The following is a 3136-nucleotide window of genomic DNA, read 5'->3' on the forward strand; positions in this document are numbered from 1 at the left end:
TGCATCCGAAACGCCATTTTCCTTTATATCCCCCGGTTGAGCTACATTTCCTCTTTGAGCACACGATAAAAGAAAGGCCGTTATCATGAGCGCCATCAAAAGCAATGGCCATCTCTTATTCATGATCTAATCCCCCCATACACCGCAAATTTGGGTAAGCCTAGAAACATCCGACCAAATAAGAGTATATACGCTTTTTATGGGATAATCAATAGTTTGTTTGTCAAAGAAACTATTCTTTAAAAATAAGGATGATGGTACTCAATTGGTTGCATTTTTATTCATATTATTGTATAATTATAAATACAATTTATTTAGGGAGGGTAAAAGGTGAATACGCAGGAAATAATAGCCCTTGACAAGAAGTACTACATGAATGTTTTCGGGGAACGGCTGCCAGTAATATTCGAATATGGCAGGCAATCCACCCTATACGATAAAGAGGGAAAGGCATACACCGATTTTGTGGCCGGAATAGCAGTCAACGTGCTGGGATATGGCCATCCTGCCCTGGTGGAAGCCATCACCTCCCAGGCCCAAAAACTGCTCCATTGCTCGAACCTGTTTTATATAGAAGCTCAGGCCCAAGCGGCAAAACTTCTGGTGGAAAACAGCTGCGGCGATAGAGTATTCTTTGCAAACAGCGGAGCCGAAGCCAACGAAGGGGCTATCAAGCTGGCCCGAAAATATTTTTATGATAAGGGCATGAATAAATATGAGATAATAACCGCTACCAATTCATTCCATGGCCGAACCCTGGCTACCCTTGCAGCCACAGGCCAAAAGAAATACCAGAAACCCTTCATCCCCATGCCTAAGGGTTTTAAAAGCGTACCCTATAACGATCTGGAAGCTTTAAAAAAGGCCATTACCCCCAAAACATGTGCTATCATGCTGGAGCTAATACAGGGCGAAAGCGGAGTTATCGAAGCTACTTATGAATATGTAAAGGGCGTGAAACAGCTGTGCAACGAAATGGGTATCTTGCTCATACTGGACGAGGTTCAAACCGGCATGGGAAGGACCGGTAAGCTGTTTGCATATCAACACTTTGGCATACAACCCGACATCATCACCCTTGCAAAGGGATTAGGCGGAGGCGTGCCTATAGGAGCCATAATAGCTAAGGAAAGCGTGGCATCAGCCTTTGACCCCGGCAGCCACGGGTCCACCTTTGGAGGAAATCCCTTGGCCTGTGCGGCAGCCATAGCCGTGATCACCACCCTTCTAAATGAAGGGTTGATCGATAGGTGTGCCCAGCTGGGAGAGCATTTCAAGCAAAGGCTTATGTACCTAAAGGATAAATACCCCTTCATAAAGGATGTGAGGGGAAAGGGCCTCATGCTGGGCATGGAGCTTGAATCCTCCGTCCCGGGTAAAGAAATAGTAAATGCAGCTCTTAAGCAAGGGTACATCATAAATTGCGCCGGGCACAATACTTTGAGGTTCCTACCCCCGCTGGTGATTACTAAAGCGGAAATTGACGGCCTGATAGACGCTTTGGATGGGATATTCCAACAGGTATTGGAAAGCCAGGGATTCAGCCTAACCGTGAAAAATGGCGCGCAATGCCGCACTACTGCTTAAGAATACTATAAAAGGGGTGAATTGTAGGTGGACCTTTACAATTACAAGCCCCAAAAGCCTTTCTCACAAAAACACCTTATAACCCTACAAGATTACAGCCAGGATGAAATATATCAGGTGTTGAGCACCGCCTTTGATCTTAAAAAAAAGCTCAAAGCCAACATCCCCCATCCCTATCTTAAGGGCAAAACCCTGGGCATGATATTCACCAAGTCCTCCACTCGAACCAGGGTTTCCTTTGAGGTGGGCATATATCAGCTGGGAGGATATGGCCTTTTCCTAAACGCCAACGACATCCAGCTAGGCCGCGGAGAGGCTATAAGCGATACCGCCAGGGTATTGTCTCGATATCTAGATGGGATAATGATAAGGACCTTCAAGCAGGAAGACGTAGAACAATTGGCCAAATACAGCTCCGTCCCCATCATAAATGGGCTTACCGACCTTTTGCATCCATGCCAGATACTGGCCGACCTCATGACCATATACGAGAAGAAAGGTACTTTAAGCGGCCTTAAACTGGCCTTCATAGGAGATGGGAATAACGTGGCCCACTCCTTGCTTATAGGATGCACCAAAGTAGGCATGCATATATCCATAGCCTCTCCCAAGGGCTATGAGCCGAAAGAAGAGATAGTCAAAATGGCAAAGGAAAACGGAATAGCTACTGGGAGCAATGTATTGATATCCAATGACCCCATAGAAGCCATACGCGATGCAGACGTGGTATATACCGACGTATGGGCCAGCATGGGGCAGGAGCACGAGTCAGAAAGCCGTGCAAAGGTTTTTGCCCCATACCAGGTCAACAAGGAGCTGTTTTGGCATGCCAAAGGCGATGCTATCTTCTTGCATTGCCTTCCGGCCCATCGCGGCCAGGAAGTGACTAATGACATTATAGACAGCCCGCAATCGGCAGTCTTTGACGAGGCTGAAAATCGGCTGCACGTGCATAAAGCCATCATGGTGCTATTGATGGGAAATAAAGCAAATTAATCTTGTTATCTATCGAACATCAAAGATTTTGGCTTTTCATTTTAATTGTCTCGTAAAAGGAGAGGGATAAAGATGGATTTGGTGATAAAAAAGGCTTCCGAGCAAGATGTCTTTGCCATACACGACATCGTTCAACAAGCTTTCCAAGCATATGCCAGGGAACTTGGATTTCCGAACAAGATATCAGCACTTAAAGAAACGCCCCAAACCATCCTAGAAGAGCTGCGAAAAAAGACCATATTCATAGCCTTTCTCAATGGCCAGCCAGCGGGCACCATCCGCCTGGAGGTTTTGCCACCCGGAAAAGTGGGCTATATAAGCCGTTTTGGCGTGCGCCCTGACGTACAAAACTGCGGCGTGGGGAAAGCCCTCATCAGAGCAGTGGAACAAGAAGCCAGGGAATTGGGGCTGTCAGCCCTTGCGCTGCATACCGCTTCAAAAATGACATCCCTGGTACGCTTTTATTATGGAATGGGTTTTTACATCCATTCCACATCCACCGACCGCGGCTACATTCGCGCCCTCATGTGCAAAGAGCTGGAGCAATGCCATG

The 3136-nt window shown here is 46.7% G+C and carries 3 protein-coding genes; all 3 read left to right on the forward strand.

The genetic code is table 11. The features are described from left to right. Positions 1–330: 330 nt before the first annotated feature. On the forward strand, positions 331–1587 hold the full coding sequence (locus FWJ59_RS08950; protein ID WP_414481593.1) for an acetylornithine transaminase: 1257 nt from the start codon (positions 331–333) through the stop codon (positions 1585–1587). A 27-nt stretch (positions 1588–1614) separates the two neighbouring features. Beyond that, entirely contained in the window at positions 1615–2583 is a 969-nt protein-coding gene (gene argF, locus FWJ59_RS08955) for an ornithine carbamoyltransferase (RefSeq protein WP_414481594.1), read from the forward strand. A 72-nt stretch (positions 2584–2655) separates the two neighbouring features. Beyond that, the coding region (locus FWJ59_RS08960; RefSeq protein WP_414481595.1) for a GNAT family N-acetyltransferase at positions 2656–3136 on the forward strand (481 nt) is incomplete at its 3' end.

Origin of the sequence: Caldicoprobacter sp. (assembly GCF_047459465.1) — a bacterium.
In the GTDB taxonomy this organism is placed as follows: domain Bacteria; phylum Bacillota; class Clostridia; order Caldicoprobacterales; family Caldicoprobacteraceae; genus Caldicoprobacter.